Origin of the sequence: Bradyrhizobium sp. CCBAU 051011, assembly GCF_009930815.1 — a bacterium.
Classification (GTDB): domain Bacteria; phylum Pseudomonadota; class Alphaproteobacteria; order Rhizobiales; family Xanthobacteraceae; genus Bradyrhizobium.
Window position 1 is genome coordinate 2,274,264 of sequence record NZ_CP022222.1, and the last position, 14,066, is coordinate 2,288,329.

The 14,066-nt window shown below is 64.6% G+C and carries 15 protein-coding genes; 3 read left to right on the forward strand and 12 right to left on the reverse strand.

Features of this window, described 5'->3' with window-relative positions; genetic code table 11:
- Positions 1 to 97 precede the first annotated feature (97 nt).
- The 3 genes from gshB to rsmI all read right to left on the reverse strand — a co-directional run bounded on the left by gshB (position 98) and on the right by rsmI (position 2,486).
- The gene (gene gshB / locus ACH79_RS10790) at positions 98 to 1,045 is read right to left on the reverse strand and encodes a glutathione synthase (RefSeq protein WP_161851008.1); all 948 of its coding nucleotides are present in this window, start codon (positions 1,043 to 1,045) and stop codon (positions 98 to 100) included.
- 90 nt (positions 1,046 to 1,135) lie between these two features.
- Positions 1,136 to 1,546 (reverse strand): YraN family protein, encoded by a 411-nt coding sequence (locus ACH79_RS10795; RefSeq protein ID WP_161851009.1) that lies wholly within the window; start codon positions 1,544 to 1,546, stop codon positions 1,136 to 1,138.
- Positions 1,533 to 2,486: a 16S rRNA (cytidine(1402)-2'-O)-methyltransferase gene (gene rsmI / locus ACH79_RS10800; protein ID WP_161851010.1), complete on the reverse strand. Its 954-nt coding sequence runs from the start codon at positions 2,484 to 2,486 to the stop codon at positions 1,533 to 1,535. Before rsmI ends, ACH79_RS10795 begins: the two co-directional genes overlap by 14 nt.
- 203 nt (positions 2,487 to 2,689) lie before the next feature.
- Between rsmI and ACH79_RS10805 the strand changes: the two genes are divergently transcribed.
- Positions 2,690 to 3,904: a penicillin-binding protein activator gene (locus ACH79_RS10805; RefSeq protein ID WP_161851011.1), complete on the forward strand. Its 1,215-nt coding sequence runs from the start codon at positions 2,690 to 2,692 to the stop codon at positions 3,902 to 3,904.
- A gap of 3 nt (positions 3,905 to 3,907) precedes the next feature.
- Here ACH79_RS10805 and ACH79_RS10810 read toward each other — a convergent pair whose 3' ends face one another.
- From ACH79_RS10810 to rph, 5 genes are all read right to left on the reverse strand, one after another.
- Positions 3,908 to 4,753, reverse strand: coding sequence for a hypothetical protein (locus tag ACH79_RS10810; protein ID WP_161851012.1), 846 nt, complete (start codon positions 4,751 to 4,753; stop codon positions 3,908 to 3,910).
- On the reverse strand, positions 4,750 to 5,859 hold the full coding sequence (locus ACH79_RS10815) for an aminotransferase class I/II-fold pyridoxal phosphate-dependent enzyme (protein ID WP_161851013.1): 1,110 nt from the start codon (positions 5,857 to 5,859) through the stop codon (positions 4,750 to 4,752). The genes ACH79_RS10810 and ACH79_RS10815 overlap by 4 nt, the downstream gene beginning before the upstream one ends.
- 232 nt (positions 5,860 to 6,091) lie before the next feature.
- Positions 6,092 to 7,261 (reverse strand): radical SAM family heme chaperone HemW, encoded by a 1,170-nt coding sequence (hemW, locus tag ACH79_RS10820; RefSeq protein ID WP_161851014.1) that lies wholly within the window; start codon positions 7,259 to 7,261, stop codon positions 6,092 to 6,094.
- Positions 7,254 to 7,889, reverse strand: coding sequence for an RdgB/HAM1 family non-canonical purine NTP pyrophosphatase (gene rdgB / locus ACH79_RS10825; protein WP_161851015.1), 636 nt, complete (start codon positions 7,887 to 7,889; stop codon positions 7,254 to 7,256). The genes hemW and rdgB overlap by 8 nt, the downstream gene beginning before the upstream one ends.
- A 68-nt stretch (positions 7,890 to 7,957) precedes the next feature.
- A complete protein-coding gene (gene rph / locus ACH79_RS10830; RefSeq protein ID WP_161851016.1) occupies positions 7,958 to 8,671 on the reverse strand; it encodes a ribonuclease PH in 714 nt (237 codons plus the stop codon).
- A 215-nt stretch (positions 8,672 to 8,886) separates the two neighbouring features.
- On the opposite strand from rph, the gene hrcA reads away from it, so the two are divergent.
- The gene (hrcA, locus tag ACH79_RS10835; protein WP_161851017.1) at positions 8,887 to 9,975 is read left to right on the forward strand and encodes a heat-inducible transcriptional repressor HrcA; all 1,089 of its coding nucleotides are present in this window, start codon (positions 8,887 to 8,889) and stop codon (positions 9,973 to 9,975) included.
- 121 nt (positions 9,976 to 10,096) lie between these two features.
- Positions 10,097 to 10,702 (forward strand): nucleotide exchange factor GrpE, encoded by a 606-nt coding sequence (gene grpE / locus ACH79_RS10840; protein WP_161851018.1) that lies wholly within the window; start codon positions 10,097 to 10,099, stop codon positions 10,700 to 10,702.
- Positions 10,703 to 10,711: 9 nt separating this feature from the next.
- Here grpE and ACH79_RS10845 read toward each other — a convergent pair whose 3' ends face one another.
- From ACH79_RS10845 to ACH79_RS10860, 4 genes are all read right to left on the reverse strand, one after another.
- The gene (locus ACH79_RS10845; RefSeq protein ID WP_161856308.1) at positions 10,712 to 11,095 is read right to left on the reverse strand and encodes a VOC family protein; all 384 of its coding nucleotides are present in this window, start codon (positions 11,093 to 11,095) and stop codon (positions 10,712 to 10,714) included.
- A gap of 128 nt (positions 11,096 to 11,223) precedes the next feature.
- Positions 11,224 to 12,075 carry an AraC family transcriptional regulator gene (locus ACH79_RS10850; RefSeq protein ID WP_161851019.1) on the reverse strand — a complete coding sequence of 284 codons (852 nt, stop codon included), beginning with the start codon at positions 12,073 to 12,075 and terminating at the stop codon, positions 11,224 to 11,226.
- A gap of 25 nt (positions 12,076 to 12,100) precedes the next feature.
- Entirely contained in the window at positions 12,101 to 12,814 is a 714-nt protein-coding gene (gene pncA, locus ACH79_RS10855) for a bifunctional nicotinamidase/pyrazinamidase (protein WP_161851020.1), read from the reverse strand.
- A 100-nt stretch (positions 12,815 to 12,914) separates the two neighbouring features.
- Positions 12,915 to 13,865: a hypothetical protein gene (locus ACH79_RS10860; RefSeq protein WP_161851021.1), complete on the reverse strand. Its 951-nt coding sequence runs from the start codon at positions 13,863 to 13,865 to the stop codon at positions 12,915 to 12,917.
- Positions 13,866 to 14,066 lie beyond the last annotated feature (201 nt).

Here is a 14,066-nt window from a genome sequence, read left to right on the forward strand (position 1 = left end):
TTCAGCCAGCGCGCCATTCGTCCGGCCGCCCAAGTTCCTGATGGGGCGCGAAACGGGCGCGGGGAAATTGGTTGGTCGATAGGGCGCGAGTTGAAAATTATTTCCCGGCGCGCTTCTTCTCGATGGTGTCCCAGATCTTGCCGGCGACGTCAGGGCCGTTGAGCCGTTGGATCGCGCGGATGCCGGTCGGCGACGTCACGTTGATTTCGGTGAGGTTGCCGTCGATCACGTCGATGCCGACGAACAGCAATCCGCGTTCGCGCAAAGCAGGTCCCAGCGTGTCGCAGATTTCGCGCTCGCGCGGCGAGAGGTCGGTCGCCTGCGCGGCGCCGCCGCGGACCATGTTGGAGCGGAGGTCATCGGCCGCGGGGACGCGGTTGACCGCGCCGGCAAACTCGCCGTCGACCAGGATGATGCGCTTGTCGCCGTGCTTCACCTCGGGAAGGAAGCGCTGGATCACCCAGGGCTCGCGGAAGGTCACCGAGAACATGTCGAACAGCGAGCCGAAATTCATGTCCTGCGGCATCACGCGGAAAACGGCAGCTCCCCCATGACCGTGCAGCGGCTTCATGACGACGGCGCCGTGCTGGTCGCGGAACGAATTGATCTCGTCGAGGTCGCGCGAGATCAGCGTCGGCGGCATCAACTGCGGAAAATTCATCACGAACAGTTTTTCCGGCGCGTTGCGCACCGAGGCCGGATTGTTCACCACCAGCGTCTTCGGGTGGATGCGCTCGAGGAAATGAGTCGAGGTGATGTAGGCGAGGTCGAAGGGCGGGTCCTGCCGCAACAGGATGACGTCGAAAGCCTCGAGCGACTCGCGTTTGGGCTCGCCCAGCGTAAAATGGTCGCCGATCTCATCGCGGACGGTCAGCCTTTGCACCGGCGCCACCAACTCCTCGCCGCGCAGCGAAAGCTTGTCGGGGGTGTAGTAGGAGAGGCTGTGGCCGCGCGTTTGCGCCTCCAGCAGCAGCGCAAAGGTCGAATCGCCGCGGATGTTGATACGCGCGATGGGATCCATCTGGACAGCGACATTCAGTTTCATAGGGAAGTTCCGGGTCTCTGGAGGGTCATAGCGTTTTCAAGCGAAGTGGGTACCGGTTCGCGTCAAGAAAACGCGTCCAAGATAAGAGTTTTAAGTGCTGGCGTCGAATGCCGCTAACAGATGGCGTGGCAGACGGCGCGGCGCAATCAGGACGGCGTCAAATCGTAGCTCGAATTCGGCATGCTCGGGATGCGCCATCAGCCAGGCTTGGGCGGCATTGATGATGCGCGCCTGCTGGCGTGGGGTGACCGCATAAGCGGCGTCGTCGAGGGTGGCTCGTGCCTTGACCTCGATGAAAGCAACCAGATTGCGCTTCTTCGCCACCAGGTCGATCTCGCCATAGGGGGTGCGGAAGCGCTTGGCGAGGATACGGTAGCCCTTGGCCATCAGAAAGGCCGCGGCGCGGCTTTCGGCTGATAGTCCGGTGCGGAAGGCAGCGACGCGCTCGGGCGCGGCAAGCTTGGCGGCCGCGTCGGGCGGAATGCCGTCAGTCTTCGCCATCGCCGCCCCTGACTTCCTTCGCAAGCTCAAGCGCGCGGGCATAGACCTCGCGGCGTGGCCGTCCCGAAAGCTCGACCGCATGCGCCACGCTGTCCTTGACGCTTTCGCGCGCCAGCGAGGCGCGCAGGAGATCGTCGAGGTCATGCTGGGTCATGACGTCGGCGTCCTTTCGCGGCGGACTGAGGACGAGCACGAACTCGCCACGGGTTTCCAGCGTATCGGCGGCCTTCGCCAGTTCTGCAATCGGCGCGCGCGTAATCTCCTCGTGCAGTTTGGTGAGTTCGCGGCAGATCGCGGCGTCGCGGCCCGCCATGATTTCCGAGAGATCGGCCAGCGTCTCCTGCACGCGATTGCCGGATTCGAACATCACCAGCGTGGCGTCGATGCGGGAAAGCTCTGTGAGCCTAGTCCGCCGCGAGACCTGCTTGGCCGGCAAAAATCCCTCGAAGAAGAACCGGTCGGTGGGCAGGGCTGCAACCGAAAGCGCTGTGAGCACCGAGGATGCACCGGGTACCGCGATCACGGCGTGGCCGGCGGCCGAGACCTCGCGCACCAGCTTGAAGCCGGGATCCGAAATCAGGGGTGTGCCGGCATCCGATACCAGCGCGATGGAAGCGCCCTGCGCCAGCCGCTCCAGGATCTTCGGCCGCGCCATCGCCGCGTTGTGCTCGTGATACGGCTTGAGCTCCGCCGAAATCGCATAGCGCTCGATCAGGCGGCGGGTGATGCGGGTGTCCTCGCAGGCGATGATGTCGACGCCGGCCAGGGTCTCCAGTGCGCGCAAGGTAATGTCGCCGAGATTGCCGATCGGGGTTGCCACCAGATAGAGGCCGGAAACCGGCTTCGGCGCATTCAGGATGTGGCCGCCAATCAAAAATGTTCTGTTGGCCGAACCCGGTTCGGTGTCAGGGCCGTAGTTGGAACTGGGTTTTGCGCGCATAATGACAATTCTAGAGCGCCCGCGAGCCCGGCGCCACATCGCGGTGGGGCGGGGCAAGTCGATGTTTCCGGCAACGGCCATGCGCCGCGCGGGGTGTAATCCTTTTGTTTTAGTTAACTATTCGCAGACAATATGCTGAATCTACCTTCGCGTTGTGGGGCGGAGGTCCTGACCGACGGCGGTCGGTCAAGAGAAGAGACAAGATGGTAGGCCCTCTCAATCGCAAGCCTGGATCCCCGGATTTTCGTCCGTTTGGACCGACCCGGCGGACCGCACTCGGTCTTATACTTGGCGCGCCGCTGCTCGGCGCCTGCGCCGGCAACAGTCCGATTTCCAACCCGTTCGGTCCGTCCGCGCCCGAGGGACCCCCAGGCCCGCAGCAACAGCCGGTCGCGATTGGCGCCGGACAGGTCAAGGTCGGCCTGATCCTGCCGCTGTCGGCCGCCGGCAATGCCGGCGTTGCCGCGCAATCGATGAAGAACGCGGCCGAAATGGCGCTGGCGGAATTCCAGAATCCGAACATCCAGCTCCTGATCAAGGATGACGGCGGTCTCCCGCAAGGCGCCCAGCAGGTGACGCAGCAGGCGCTTGGCGAGGGTGCGGAAATCATCCTGGGCCCGTTGTTCGCTGCCTCGGTGCCGGCGACCGCGCAACTGACGCGCGCGAAGGGCGTTTCCGTGATCGCGTTCTCGACTGATTCGAGCGTTGCCGGACGCGGCGTATATCTGCTCAGCTTCCTGCCCGAATCGGACGTCAACCGGATCGTCGACTATTCCGCCAGCATCGGGAAGAAATCCTTTGCAGCCCTGCTGCCGGACAATGCCTATGGCAATGTGGTGGAAGCAGCGTTCAAGCAGGCGGTCGGCCGCAAGGGGCGCATCGTCGCTTTCGAGAAATATGCCGCCGATCGTGCCGGGGCGGCGCGGACCGTGGCGCAGTCGTTGGGCTCGGCGGACGCGCTGTTCATCGCCGATGACGGCGAATCCGTCGTGGCGTCGGCGGATGCCTTGACCGCAGCGGGCGCGAACTTGCGCAACATCCAGTTGCTCGGCACCGGGCTTTGGGACAACCCGCGGGTCTATGCCAGCCCGCCGCTGCAGGGCGGGCTCTATGCCGCGCCCGATCCATCGGGCTTCCGCGCTTTCGCCGGCCGCTACCGCGCCAAATACGGCAGCGATCCCGTGCGCACCGCAACCCTCGCCTATGACGCGGTCGCTCTCGTCGCCGCATTGTCGAAGCAGCAGGGCGGCCAGCGCTTCGCCTCGGAGACGCTGACCAACCCGTCCGGCTTTGCCGGCACCGACGGGCTGTTCCGATTCCGCTCCGACGGCACCAATGAGCGTGGCCTTGCGGTGATGAAGGTCGCCAGCGGCGGCAGCACGCCGGTCGCCGGCTCGCCGAAGAGTTTTGGAGCGTAACTTTTAGCCAGTTTTCGTCGCGCTCGCGAATTCGGCTTCGTAGCGCCGCCGGTTGCTCCAGTAGATGTTGGCGAACAGCGCGGCCTCCTGGCGATAGGGGATGTGATCGTCCGCATCCTGCGCCACCTGCGCCTCGATCCATGCGGCATGCTCGGCAATGGCGCCCGAGCGGTCGCCTTGCAGCGATCGAATCTGAAACGCGAACATATGCTGCTCTATCTCGCCGTAGCGATCGTACCAGCAGGTCGACCATTGCCGGTTCTGCAGCGCGAAGCGGCGGATCCAGCGCTCCGTCAGATCCATCTCGTGCTCGGGTTTTGAAAACATCACGTCGCGCCGTGCTTCCTGCAGCGTTTCGATCGCGACCGGCTTGTTCGCGCGCCAGAGCGTCTGCATCGCGGGATCGGACAGGAAGCGGTCGGCATAGATCGGATGCGGAAAGGCGATCTCGCGCAAATGCGGCAGCTCGAAGTAAACGCGGATCTCCGAACAGACGCTGGCCTTCAGCTCGTTATCTTCCATCTTGCGGTGAAAGGCGTCGAAGCCGATGCCGGGGAAATAAGGCATGAAAGCCGCGTGGAACATCTCGTGCAAACGATAGAGATCTTCGATCGCCGGATTGTCGTAAGCGCGGTTCATCGTGACGCCCCACCATGAACAGAAATGCGCGCGCTCCAGCCGGTCGTCGGTCGTATCGCAGAACAGCCGCGGCAGATTGGCGAATTGCTCGATGATGTCGTGAATGAATCCGCGCTCGGCATGCGAGGCGCGGATCGGCGCGCTGCGCCAGAGCCCGTGCACGTGGCGATGAATCTCCTCACGGTCCGTCAGGATGATCGCGTTCTTCATGGCGCGACTCCGGGAATCGCGATCGGTCCGGCCGTGCCGATCATTTCGGCCATGGTCGGCGTCAGGCACAGCCTGAGCGGTGCGTTGGGATCGCCGGTCGGCCGGCGCAGGAAGGCGGCGAGGGCGCGGTCGGCGGCCGCGCTGACGTCCGCCTGCGCCAGCACGTTGACGTCGCACGCGGACAGCGACAGGCCGAGGCGGCGGCCGACGCGCGCCGCGGCCTCGTGCTGAACGGATTTGTAACGCCGCGGCAGTTCGAACACGTCGTGGCGATCGAGCAGCACCTGGCCGAGCTGCAGCGAGGTCAGGTTCTTGAACCATTGATTGCCGAACAGGCTCGGCATCGCCTTGCGGCACAGCACGCCGCCGATGCGGTCGTAATAGACCCCGAACGGCTTCGACAGGCTGAAGGCGAGCGCCTGCACGGACGGGCTGTTGGCTGCAATTCGCGTAGCGGGTTGCTCGGCGATGGAGCCGACATAGGTGACGTCGAGCAACACGCGGGGCTCTTTCGCCCCGGTCGCGAGCAAGGCGAGGAAGTCGTTTGCCTCGCGCCACACATTGCCGTCGATGGCGGACGGCTGGCTGAGGCAGAACAGCGCGGTTGCGGGCAACGCACGGCCGACCGCCTGCCAGTCGGCACGGGGATGCTCGACGACGGCGACGCCGCAGGCTTCGGCATAGGCCTTGTGGCCTTCATACTCGCCGGCAAAGACATGCACCTCCGGATTGAAGCGCTCGACGCGGGCGCGGTTGCCATAGGCGGTGATGACATGAAACAACGCCTCGCTGCCGCCGCCGGTCGGATAACGCCAGGGGAAGCCGGCCGCGTCGATCGCGATGACAGGCGATGCCCACGCCATCCAGCGTTCGAGAAAGGCTTCATGCGAGGCGAACTGTTTGCCGGTCCAGGCGTCGCGGAATTGTTCGAGATGGTGGCGGCGAGCCGCATCCGGTCCGGCGGTCGCATTGCCAAGGATGAAATGCTTGGCGGCTTCCGTCTCCGGCGTGACGAGCGCGTAAACGGTCTTGCTCGCGCCGGCGTCTTTGACGCGGCGGTCGAGTTCAGGATCATGGATCGGCGGGGGAATGGTCCGGTCGTTCACGATCGTCATTCAGAAAGTGGCGGGCGAAACTGATCTAGCACAAATGGGCGAGCGCTGCGCGAGATCCCGCGTGTTGGCTTGTCAAACCTTTATGATTGCGTAGCCCGGGTGGAGCGAAGCGTAACCCGGGACGCTCTCGCAAGCGGGCACACTGTCCCCGGATTTGCGCGGAGCCTGTCATCGGGCGCGCATTCGCGCGACCCGTTGGCTCCATCCGGGCTACGGTTGTTCGCTACGCGGCGAGGTCCGCCACCACGGCGTCGAGCACCGGAAAACCGTCCTTGGTCACGCGCAGCCTGCCATCGGCGTCGACGGAGATCGCGCCTTCCTCGCGCAAGATGGCGATCCGGCCCGGATCGAGCGCGCGGCCGGACAAGGCCGCATAGCGCTTGGGGTCGATGCCTTCGGCGAGGCGCAATCCCATCAGCAGATATTCGTCGGCGCGTTCTTCGCTGTTCAGGTCATCGTCGGTGACGACGCCGTGGCCCTTGGCCTCGACGCGCATCAGCCAGGCCTCCGGCCGCTTCTCGGTCGCGGTCGCGTGCCTGATGCCATCGATGTCGAGGCGGCCATGCGCGCCCGGTCCGATGCCGGCATATTCGTCGCCGCGCCAATAGACCAGATTGTGCTGGCACTCCGCGCCTTCGCGCGCGTGATTGGAAATCTCGTAGGCTGGCAGTCCATGCGCGGCGCAGACGTCCTGCGTGACGTCGTACAGCGCGCGCGCCAGCGCCTCGTCCGGCGTCTTAAGTTTGCCCGCGGCATGCAGGCCGAAGAACGGCGTGCCTTCCTCGATCGTGAGCTGGTAGAGCGAGAGATGCTCGGCTGCTTCCGAAATCGCGAGCTTCAGTTCATCCGTCCACATCTGCGGCGTCTGCTCGGGACGGGCATAGATCAGGTCGAACGAGTAGCGATCGAACGCAGTGCGTGCGATGGCGACGGCATCGAGCGCCTCGCGCGCGGTATGGAGCCGTCCCAGCGCTTTCAGCGAGGCATCGTCGAGCGCCTGTACGCCGAGCGAGACGCGGTTGACGCCGGCTGCGCGGTAGCCGCGAAACCGTGTCGCCTCGACGCTGGTGGGATTGGCCTCCAGCGTGACCTCGACATTGCCGGCGACGCGCCAGTGTTTGCCGATCGCATCGAGAATCGCGCCGACAGTCTGCGGCTGCATCAGTGACGGCGTGCCGCCGCCGAGAAAGATCGAGGTGACGGTTTTGTCAGGCGCGCGCTCCGCTGTGGTCTCGATCTCGCGTGCGAAGGCGCGCGCGAAGCGCTGCTCGTCGATCGGCGCATGGCGGACATGGCTGTTGAAATCGCAATACGGGCATTTCGACAGGCAGAACGGCCAGTGCACATAGACGCCGAAGGCCTCTTTGAGGCGTGGTCGCTCGCGACTAGCCAAGGCAGATCTCCGCCAGTTTGACGAAGGCACGCGCCCGGTGCGACAGGCCAAGGCCGAGCGGTGGCAGGCCGTGCTTTTCGATCGAGGTCATCTCGCCAAAGGTCCTGTCATGCCCATCGGGCAGGAAGGCCGGATCATAGCCGAAACCGGCGGTGCCGCGCGGCGGCCAGGCCAGAGTTCCATCGACCCGTGCCTCGACCTCCTCGATATGGCCGTCGGGCCAGGCGACGCACAGCGCGGAAACGAAGTGAGCCTTGCGCTTGTCCGGCGTGGTCGCGCCGCGCTCCTGCAGCAGGCGCTCGATCCGGGTCATCGCCGCCATGAAATCCTTGCCCTCGCCGGCCCAGCGCGCCGAGTGGATGCCGGGGGCACCATCGAGCGCATCGACGACCAGGCCGGAATCGTCGGCGAAGGCGGGCAATTGCGCGGCATTTGCCGCCGCGATCGCCTTGATCGCGGCATTGGCGCGGAACGTCTTGCCGGTTTCCTCGGGCTCGCCCAGGCCAAGCTCGCCCGCGGCAACCGCCTCGACGCCGTGCGGCGCCAGCAATTCCCGCATCTCGGCGAGCTTGCCGGGATTGTGGGTCGCGATCACGAGCCGGCCGGTGATTCGACGGTGCTGAGCCATGGATATTTGTATTCCGTCATGGCCGGGCTTGTCCCGGCCATCCACGTGTTATGACGACCTCTTGTGAATTACGCGACAGCCAGCTTCTGCAGGTCCACCAGACGGGCGACACCGTTGCGCGCCAGTTCCATCAGCGCCAGGAACTCGTCCTGCGAGAACGGCGTCTTTTCGGCGGTGCCCTGCACCTCGATGATGCGGCCATCGCCCGTCATGACGAAATTGGCGTCGGTCTCGGCCTCGGAATCCTCGGCATAGTCGAGGTCGAGCACCGGCGTGCCCTGATAGATGCCGCAGGAGATCGCGGCGACGTTGTCGCGCAAAACGTTCGCTTTCAGCATGTTGCGGCTCTTCATCCAGCCGATGCAGTCGGCCAACGCCACCCAGGCGCCGGTGATCGAGGCGGTGCGGGTGCCGCCATCGGCCTGGATCACGTCGCAGTCCACCGTGATCTGGCGCTCGCCAAGCGCTTCGAGGTCGACGGCTGCGCGCAGCGAGCGCCCGATCAGCCGCTGGATTTCCACGGTGCGGCCGCCCTGCTTGCCGGCGGCGGCCTCGCGGCGGGTGCGCTCAAGGGTAGCGCGCGGCAGCATGCCGTATTCGGCCGTGACCCAGCCGCGGCCCTGACCCTTCAGCCAGGGCGGCAGCCGCTCTTCCAGCGTGGCCGTGACCAGCACATGGGTGTCGCCGAACTTCACCATGCAGGAACCTTCGGCGTATTTGACCACGCCGCGTTCCAGCGACACGGGGCGCAACTGATCGGGCGCACGGCGGCTTGGCCGCATGGGAAATCCTTTCGAAAACGAGGCGAAAATTCGTTCGCGGTGCTTGTAGGAGGGGGAACGGGCAGCGGCAAGGGCTTTTGCCTGCAATTTCATGATGTTTTGACGCGCTTTCTTCACGAGAATTGCGGCCATTCTGCCGGAAAACGCCATGAACAGAGCGCGCTTGTCATCGGCGCCCCGGATGGACAAATTAGGGGTGCTGGGAGGAAGAGTTAGTGGCCCACCACGATCCGATTGGACTGATCGCGCCGCATGCCGGGCTGGCTCAGCTCAACGAGCGGTCGCGCGACATTTTTCGGCAAATCGTCGAGAGTTATCTCGCCACCGGCGAGCCGGTCGGCTCGCGCAACATTTCGCGCCTGATCGCGGTGCCGTTGTCACCGGCTTCGGTCCGCAACGTGATGTCGGACCTCGAGCACCTCGGGCTGATCTATGCGCCACATACCTCGGCCGGGCGGCTGCCGACCGAACTCGGCCTGAGGTTCTTCGTCGACGCCCTGATGCAGATCGGGGACCTTACCGAACCGGAACGGGAATCGATCCAGAGCCAGCTTGCATCCGTCGGCCGCGCGCAATCGGTCGAGGCCGCGCTCGGCGAAGCGCTGACGCGGCTGTCCGGCCTGACGCGGGCGGCCGCCGTGGTGCTCACTGCCAAATCCAATTCGCGGCTGAAGCACATCGAATTCGTGCGGCTGGAGCCGGAGCGCGCGCTGGTGGTGCTGGTCGGCGAAGACGGCCAGGTCGAAAACCGCGTGCTGGCGCTGCCGCCCGGCGTTCCCTCGTCGGCGTTGACCGAGGCGAGCAACTTCCTCAACGCGCGGATTCGCGGCCGTACGCTGGCCGAAGCGCGGCTTGAGCTGGAAAACGCGATGGCGCAGAGCCGCGTCGAGCTCGATCAACTAACGCAGAAGGTGATCGAGGCGGGCATTGCGAGCTGGTCCGGCGGCGAACACGAGGAGCGCCAATTGATCGTGCGCGGGCACGCCAATCTCCTGGAAGATCTGCACGCACTGGAGGATCTCGAACGCGTCAAATCGCTGTTCGACGATCTCGAGACCAAGCGCGGCGTTATCGATCTGTTGGGCCGCGCCGAGCGCGCCGAGGGCGTGCGGATTTTCATCGGATCGGAGAACAAGTTGTTTTCGCTATCCGGTTCCTCCACCATCATCGCGCCCTATGGCGACGCGTCGGGCCGCATCGTCGGCGTTCTCGGCGTGATCGGGCCGACCCGGCTCAATTATGCACGGGTGATTCCGACGGTGGATTATGCCGCCCGGATCGTCAGCCGGATGCTGGGTGGCTGATCCCGGGGGCGAATTGGCCTTATATCCGGCGCGGTTGTGCTTGATTTTCCGCCTCTAAAGCACGATATCCCCCGCAGCAAATCCCCATTGAGCCAGACGCGTTTTTTGAGAAGGCAGCCTTATGACCGATCCCAAGCGGCCGAATGACAACACGGCAAACCCGGCAGAGACGGGCGAGCCCGTGGTCTCAAAGCCCTACATCATGCCCGACGATCCCGAGGAAGGATCGGTGGAGCTGCTGGTCAAGGAAGCGACCGAAGCGCGCGACAAGATGCTGCGCACGCTGGCCGAGATGGAAAACCTGCGCAAGCGCACCGCCAAGGAGGTCGCCGACGCGCGCGCCTATGGCATCACCGGCTTCGCCCGCGACATTCTCGAGATCGCCGACAATCTGCAGCGCGCGCTCGATGCGATCCCGGCCGACGTGAAAGAGACCGCCGATCCCGGCATCAAGGCCTTCATCGAAGGCGTCGAGCTGACCGAGCGCTCGCTGCTCAACACGCTGGAGAAGAACGGCGTCAAGAAGTTCGATCCGTCCGGCGAGAAGTTCGATCCGAATTTCCAGCAGGCGATGTACGAAGTGCCCGATCCGTCGGTGCCGCAGGGCACGGTGGTTCAGGTCGTCCAGGCCGGCTTCATGATCGGCGAACGCGTGCTGCGCCCGGCGCTGGTCGGCGTCTCCAAGGGCGGCGCCAAGGCCGCGCCGGCGGCGGACGTGGCGAGCTAAGCCGAAAACCTACAGCGGCTTCTCGTCCGCTTTCGGACGATACGTCCCAAAACTCCAGAGATTGCCTTCCGGATCCCGGCAGGCGAAGTCGCGGCTGCCGTAGTCGGTGTCCCGCAGCTCCATTTCGATCCGCCCGCCGGCCGCCTTCACCTTGGCGTGCAGCGTGTCGGGATCGTCGACGGCGACGTAAATCGCATCCGTGCGGCGACCACCGATATCGCCGACAAGCTTGCCATATTCATCGTCCCTGCTCTGGCCGAACATCAGGATCGAGGGCCCATAGGCAAGTTCGGCATGATGGATCATGCCGCCGTTGCGGTAGACGACGCGTTCGGTGAAACCAACCACGTCCTTCAGCCACCCGATCATGGCCTCGGCATCCCGGCAGCGCATCGTTGGATAGAGGCGGGGCGCTTCGCTTTGGCCTGGACTGGTCACGGGCAACTCCTTGCTGGCTGCTCTACTGCGCCAACTATGCCCTAGTGCTCCAGTTCCGGCTTGAAGATTTGTTACCCGACGGGCTACGCAGCTAGCGCCTCGAGCGGCCGCGTCAGGCGGCTGTCGATCAGCGTCAGCCGCCGGGCCCAGGCCGTCGGCGTCTCGCCGGCAAGATCGACAAATTCGCGGGCCAGATGCGCCTGGTCGGAATAACCGCTTTCGGCCGCAATGGAGGCCCAGCCGCTTGCGGTTTCCGTCCGCGCAAGCCGGCACGCTTCATGAAAGCGCATCATGCGGGCGACCGGCTTCGGCGACAAACCAATTTCGGCCCGGAAGCGATCGACCAGATGCTTGCGGCTCCAGCCGATCTCGCTTGCAAGCCTAGTAATACGCACGCCGCCCGCGCTGCGTGTGAGCTGTCCATAGGCGAATGCGATCTCGGGAGAAGGCAGATGGCTGGCACGGCTAGCTACAAAATCCTCGACCAAATCGAAGCGATCCTGCCAGCTGCATGTCGCGCCAAGCCGTTCGCGCAGTCGCCAGCCTTCGTGGCCCAGCACCTCGCCGATGTCGACCATGCGCGCGGCGAGATCGACGACGGCGCCGCCGAAGAAGCGATAGGCGCCGAGCGGCGTGAAATCCACCTGCACGCATTCGGCGCCGCCATCGGATTCGATGTGAACCGGGCCGGCATAAAGTCCGGCGGCGAAACTCGGCTGCCGGTCATCAGCGTCAGGATCGCGCCCGAGCGCGATCAGGAACGGCGTGCCGAAGCTGATGATCAGCGGCACCACCAGGCCCGCGATTTCGCGCTGAAAAAACCGGCCACGCGCCGTTTCGCGATAGCCCGTCAATCCCGAGATCAGGCCGGCCATGCGCTGTGACGGCGCACGACGGATCATCTCGAACGCGAACGGAGCCGCCGGATCGGACATTCCAGGCCTCTGAAGCTGACGCGCCTTACGCCGCGATATCGCCCGACTGGATGCGCTTGACGCCGGCCTTGGTCATGTCGGCCCAGGCCTTGGCGAGCGAGCCCTGGAGGTCGATGCCGCGGCAGGCGTCCTCGATCACATAGGTTTCGAAGCCGGCCTTGCGCGCGTCGAGTGCGCTCCATGCCACGCAGTAGTCGGTGGCTAGGCCGGCGAGGAACACCCGCTTCACCTTGCGCGCCTTCAGATAGGCGGCGAGCCCCGTCGAGGTCTTGCCGTCGGCCTCGGTGAAGGCCGAATAGCTGTCGACGTTCTTGTTGAAACCCTTGCGGATCACGAGCCCGGCATGCGGGATTGCGAGATCCTTCGACAGCGACGCGCCCTCGGTACCCTGGACGCAATGATCCGGCCACAGCACCTGCTTGCCGTAGGGAAGATCGACCGTCTCGAACGGCTTCTTGCCGGAGTGGGATGTTGCGAAGGAGACATGGCCCGGCGTGTGCCAGTCCTGCGTCATCACCACATTGGCAAAGCCTTTGGCGATGCGGTTGATGACGGGAACGACCTGATCGCCGTCCTTGACCGCGAGACTGCCGCCGGGAAGGAAGCAATTTTGCACGTCGATGACGATGAGCGCGGAAGCGTTATCCGGCTTGATCGGTGCGGCCATGAGTGCTCCTGGTGCGAGGGCAGCGACCGATGTCGCGCCGATACCTGTCAGAACCAGCCTGCGAGAAAGCATAGCGCGTCTCCCCTGTTGCGAACCCGACAGGAGGCAAGGCTAGTTCCATGTGTGTACGAACGAAAGCTCGAAATTGCGGCGCGGGCCGCAAATTTCGCATTCAGCCCCGCGGATGAATTCCGTCGCGCACGGCGCGGAAGCGCGGAAAGGCCTTGCTCCAGTCGTCGCGCGGCGACGAGCCGATGATGCGCATCGAGGTCTGGGAGCCGAACCGCAGCCATTGCACGATCGTGACAGGCGTATTGTCCTTGCCGCTGATGGCGTCGATCCGCGTCTCGTAGCCGGGTTGGCCGTCGATGCGGACCGGCTCGGACATCGTGATCCGCCCGTCGCGCACGCCGGGAATGGTGGTCGCGATCTGCTGGGCGAAGCGGCCGCGATCGTCGGGCGACGCCGCGGTCGAGCCGATCAGGCCGATGATCATGAAGGGCGCGATCTCAAAACCCTTCTTTTCGTCGCTATCGGAGAGAATGAGGGCGGCGCCCGGCGCCAACGTGCGGATGTTCTTGAAGCTCGAGAGCTCGCTCATCTTGAACGGCATCAGCCCGAGCTGCTCCTCGACCGGCACCTCGTTGCGGATCTTGGCGGAAGCGAACATCTGCCGCACGGCATCGTCGGTATAGATCTTCGAGGCGTTCTCCGGCACCTGAACGGCGACATAGCCGGAGAAGGTAGGGCCGGGCAGGATCATCGAATAGCGGCGCACATTGGTTGAGCCATCCTTGCCGTTTTCGACCGTGTAGTAACCAAGTCCTGCTGATGTCTCGATGCTCTCCGGCTTGATGCCGCCGGTGCCGCCCGGGTTGGCCTTGAAGGCATTGGCGACCTCGCCATAGGCCTCGGCCGGCAGGTCCGCGACCAGGACCTTGACGCCCTGATCCTCGGTCTCGAATCCGATGAACGCTCTCGCCTTGTTGAGGCCGACCAGCGGCGTCATGCCGACCCTGGCGCCCGGCGGGAAGACCGGGTCGGCGGCAAACGCGGAAGAGAAGACGGCGGAATGGGCGGCAACGATCAGGGCAACCGCAGCAAAATATGGAAGGGGCTTCATGGAGTATCTACCGGGTTTGCATGGAGGCCGTTCAGCGGCCCGACGATGCGGCGCGTGGAATCTCGAGTGGAATCTTTCGGGCCTTGCGGGAACGACAGGGTCGTTCCGGTCGGCCCGCTTTTAGCGGTTTTGACGTCCCTGCAACAGGGCAGGGCAGGCGTCCGTTCCTCCGATATCTCGGCTTTTTTGCGGGTTTCTGCC

What these genes read in the sequence shown, in the direction of transcription:
- ACH79_RS10795 (WP_161851009.1), bottom strand. Translation starts at nt 1,546, where the DNA reads ATGGCGAAGACTGACGGCATTCCGCCCGACGCGGCCGCCAAGCTTGCC.
- ACH79_RS10810 (WP_161851012.1), bottom strand. Translation starts at nt 4,753, where the DNA reads ATGAAGAACGCGATCATCCTGACGGACCGTGAGGAGATTCATCGCCAC.
- ACH79_RS10860 (WP_161851021.1), bottom strand. Translation starts at nt 13,865, where the DNA reads ATGAAGCCCCTTCCATATTTTGCTGCGGTTGCCCTGATCGTTGCCGCC.
- ACH79_RS10850 (WP_161851019.1), bottom strand. Translation starts at nt 12,075, where the DNA reads ATGTCCGATCCGGCGGCTCCGTTCGCGTTCGAGATGATCCGTCGTGCG.
- grpE (WP_161851018.1), top strand. Translation starts at nt 10,097, where the DNA reads ATGACCGATCCCAAGCGGCCGAATGACAACACGGCAAACCCGGCAGAG.
- rsmI (WP_161851010.1), bottom strand. Translation starts at nt 2,486, where the DNA reads ATGCGCGCAAAACCCAGTTCCAACTACGGCCCTGACACCGAACCGGGT.
- gshB (WP_161851008.1), bottom strand. Translation starts at nt 1,045, where the DNA reads ATGAAACTGAATGTCGCTGTCCAGATGGATCCCATCGCGCGTATCAAC.
- ACH79_RS10845 (WP_161856308.1), bottom strand. Translation starts at nt 11,095, where the DNA reads ATGCGCTGCCGGGATGCCGAGGCCATGATCGGGTGGCTGAAGGACGTG.
- pncA (WP_161851020.1), bottom strand. Translation starts at nt 12,814, where the DNA reads ATGCTTTCTCGCAGGCTGGTTCTGACAGGTATCGGCGCGACATCGGTC.
- rph (WP_161851016.1), bottom strand. Translation starts at nt 8,671, where the DNA reads ATGCGGCCAAGCCGCCGTGCGCCCGATCAGTTGCGCCCCGTGTCGCTG.
- ACH79_RS10805 (WP_161851011.1), top strand. Translation starts at nt 2,690, where the DNA reads ATGGTAGGCCCTCTCAATCGCAAGCCTGGATCCCCGGATTTTCGTCCG.
- rdgB (WP_161851015.1), bottom strand. Translation starts at nt 7,889, where the DNA reads ATGGCTCAGCACCGTCGAATCACCGGCCGGCTCGTGATCGCGACCCAC.